This is a genomic window from Acidisphaera sp. S103 (genome assembly GCF_009765975.1).
Classification (GTDB): domain Bacteria; phylum Pseudomonadota; class Alphaproteobacteria; order Acetobacterales; family Acetobacteraceae; genus Rhodopila.
In genome coordinates this window covers 1-3021 of the sequence record NZ_LMUJ01000019.1, presented here as the reverse complement: position 1 = coordinate 3021, position 3021 = coordinate 1, and the positions used below count along the sequence as shown (strand labels likewise).

Genomic DNA, 3021 nt, shown 5'->3' with positions numbered 1-3021 from the left:
ACCGCCGCAAAGCGTCAAGGGCGTGCCCGGACAGGGTGTCCTGATATGAGACAGTCTGATACCGTATCATATCAAGAAACGTGCCAGACAACCGTGCCCGCCGGCAGGGTATGGCGATCAAGACGGGCGATGTCGCGCCATACCGGCTCGCCGAGACGCCCGGCAGCCTCCCACAACCGCGCCATATCAGATAGCACAAGATACTCAGACCGAGATTGCCGCGGCTTTGGGCGCCGCGCACGGGCGACGAGAGTGCATGGGTTGATTTGGATATGACCGGCGTCCTGGCACCAATCGAGGAATCGCGACAATGCGCCAAATCTCGCGTGGGGATTGTCGCCCGCGTTCTGGGCATCGATCAGCTTGCGAACGGTGACAACGTCGATATCAGCAGCCGGGCTGTCCGTGGCTTCCATCGCCTCCAGAGCCAAACGGACCTGCGCTACCTCGCCGGACACGTATATTGGCGAGGGGAGGCCACTACCGCGCATTTTCGGCCGCTTTGGGAAAGCATCTTCGTATCCCTTCAGTAGGCGGCCCGCGGTCGCCGAGCGTTTGCGCTGCTCCTCGGCCGCTTTCGCCTTCCTCGCTGCCGCCGGGTCGGCGCCGGCCACCATCTGACCTTTCACGCGGTTCGCCTCGGTCCTGGCATCGTCCGGTGACAACGTCGCCGGGTTGCCCAACGTGATCGCCTTGTTCGGCCACCGGCGCCCCGTCAGAGGATCGACGCCACGAGGACGGTAGCTGTAGGACCAAACCAGCGTGGTGGCGTTCACGATCAGCGCCAGGCCTCGGCAATCCTTGTCACGAATGATCAACCGACTCGCCTTCTGTCTTCGCTTCCACGCGGCGTCGATCGTGGCCTTGGTGATTTTGAGGGGTCCCTCGCTTTTGACCTGCATGTCCTGTTCGCGTCCTGTCAGCGAGTGCGGCGTGACAGGACATATGGTGCGTAGGCAAGCGCGAAGTAGCGGAACTGTGCGGGCAACCAGTCAGGGGAATCTGGCCTGTAAAGCCATTCTTAACGGAAGCGCACGGATGGCTGCGGGACGGCACGGAGGTTAAGCCCCACTATTCCTAATCTGGGGGCCGTGCGTTCGAATCGCGCCGGGGACGCCATAATTCGTACATCGTTATAGATCAATATGTTATAGCGTCTACTGCTAGAATTTTGACCAACGTTTTGACCACCGGTAGGCAAGCTGCCAGGTCGCATCTGATGGTCGTTCAAGTGCCGAAATATCCTCACTTGATCCAGCGACGCCGGGTCTGGTTTGTCCGCGTCGTCGTCCCCATGGACGTCCGGGGGATGTTGAACAAATCCATCTACATGGTGACGACGAAGGAGACTGACATCCATCGCGCCTTGCTTGATCGCCGCGCCGATCATTGCGGCGATCAAGCAGACGATCGCCGATGCGCGGGCCGGCGCCGAGCCGCCAATCGAAATGCGGGCTGAAGCCTTGGCAGCGCGGTATCGCGAATTGAGCGGGCCCGAGGCTGAGCGTTTCAAGCTCGATGAGGTGGTGAAGTTCGTCCTGCAAGAGACGGGGCGCGAATTGCACGCATACGCCGCGGACCTGGTGCCTCAGAACCACGTGGCATTCCCGAACGAAGATGCACACGCGGCCCGTCAAGTTCGGATCATCACCGGCAAAGCCACCGTTCCTGGAGCATCTGGAACCATGGAAAGCTGCGGTCACGGTCAGCCCGAAAACGCGAGATGAATACGAGTCTGCGATTCGCGAGTTCGCGGCCAGGGTAAACCACCCGATCGAGGATCTGACGCAGGCGCACGTGCAGTACTGTGTCGATCGCCTGTTGAGTACGGACGAGGACGATGGCCTTGACGCGCAGACCGTCACCAAGAAGCTGAGCGGCCTGAGGAATTATTGGAGGTATATGAATCTGCGAGGAGCCGTGGACCGGGTTCGGAAGATTTTCAATGACCTTGATGTCAGGAACCACAGCGTAGGCTAGCAACGTCAACGATACGTCCTTTGCTGATGTCACCGGACTGCGGCGAGAAGCCGGGCCGCTTTGCCTTCAAGGTCGAGCCGGGCATCCTCATGCGGCTTGCTGCGCGTGAGCGCCGTGATCACCTGCACGAAATCGAAGATCGATTCGGGTGGACGACGTTCCTCCGCCAGGACCGTGGCGATAACCTTGGTTGCCTCGGCACCGGTAAAGCCGCGCTTGCGCAGGAAGGTCTCGCGATCCTCGTCCTTGCGGGCGACGATCCGCTCTCGCGCCGCCTTGATACCCGCCTTGAACGGGGCCGGGGACGAACGGGCGAACCGCTCCAGAGCTGGGACAGCCTGGTGGGCGAAGCGATGAGCGGCGAACTTGCTATGGCGTATCGCGATCTCCTCGAAGCCTTCCGCACCCCGGATATTGCGGTTCATCAGACCGTCCGGAGACAGAACGAGGCGATGCCGAGCGTCTTCGAGCCGACCTCCGAGTTCCAGCCATAGAAGCCCCGGAAGTAGAGGTCAGGGTCGCCATTCGCCAATCGGGCCGCCTCGATCGGATGCGTGTCATCGACCAGGAAGAGAAAAACATCGCGGTCGCTGGCGTAGAGCGTCGGCGCATGATCTCTTTGATCGCCACGCCCCGTTTCGAGAACGCCAGGATTTCAGCATTCTCTGCCTCCCGGCGAAGTCACCCATCATGCTGGCGACATTCCGCAGCACTTAAAGTTTCCGGATCGACTGTGCCCGCACCGACCGCTTTGCGGATCGCAACTCTCGACCGTTGTACGGCGGTGAGAAAGGCGGCAGGAATTTTTTTGCTCGATAGGCGGCGACCGTTTTTTATTTTACTCTAATTTAGAAGCCTTCTGCGGTAATTCCATTAGTCTCAGTGTCTGTCCGGGATCAAAGCGAGTCATTGGAATCGGTTAAGATGAGGGGTTGACCGGCTCGAATCGAATGTGAGTCCCTGCTAGGCCTCACTTGACGAGGTGCCTCATGTGGACCCCAGAGACCCGTCGCCTGCATGACCGCAAGGGCCTGCGCTACA

At 60.1% G+C, this 3021-nt stretch carries 3 protein-coding genes and 1 pseudogene; 2 read left to right on the top strand and 2 right to left on the bottom strand.

What is annotated here, in order from left to right; genetic code table 11:
• Positions 1-71: 71 nt before the first annotated feature.
• Positions 72-902 (bottom strand): integrase arm-type DNA-binding domain-containing protein, encoded by an 831-nt coding sequence (locus GSQ89_RS01815; protein WP_158921425.1) that lies wholly within the window; start codon positions 900-902, stop codon positions 72-74.
• 468 nt (positions 903-1370) lie between these two features.
• Between GSQ89_RS01815 and GSQ89_RS01810 the strand changes: the two genes are divergently transcribed.
• Positions 1371-1727, top strand: coding sequence for a hypothetical protein (locus GSQ89_RS01810; RefSeq protein ID WP_158921423.1), 357 nt, complete (start codon positions 1371-1373; stop codon positions 1725-1727).
• Positions 1618-1980, top strand: coding sequence for a site-specific integrase (locus tag GSQ89_RS39980; protein WP_158921421.1), 363 nt, complete (start codon positions 1618-1620; stop codon positions 1978-1980). Before GSQ89_RS01810 ends, GSQ89_RS39980 begins: the two co-directional genes overlap by 110 nt.
• Positions 1981-2009: 29 nt before the next feature.
• Here GSQ89_RS39980 and GSQ89_RS01800 read toward each other — a convergent pair.
• Positions 2010-2584, bottom strand: a pseudogene (locus GSQ89_RS01800) (DUF932 domain-containing protein); the annotation flags it as partial.
• Positions 2585-3021: the final 437 nt, after the last annotated feature.

Excerpts from the sequence above, each read along its gene's own strand:
- GSQ89_RS01815 (WP_158921425.1), bottom strand. The coding sequence starts at position 902 with ATGCAGGTCAAAAGCGAGGGACCCCTCAAAATCACCAAGGCCACGATC.
- GSQ89_RS39980 (WP_158921421.1), top strand. The coding sequence starts at position 1,618 with ATGCACACGCGGCCCGTCAAGTTCGGATCATCACCGGCAAAGCCACCG.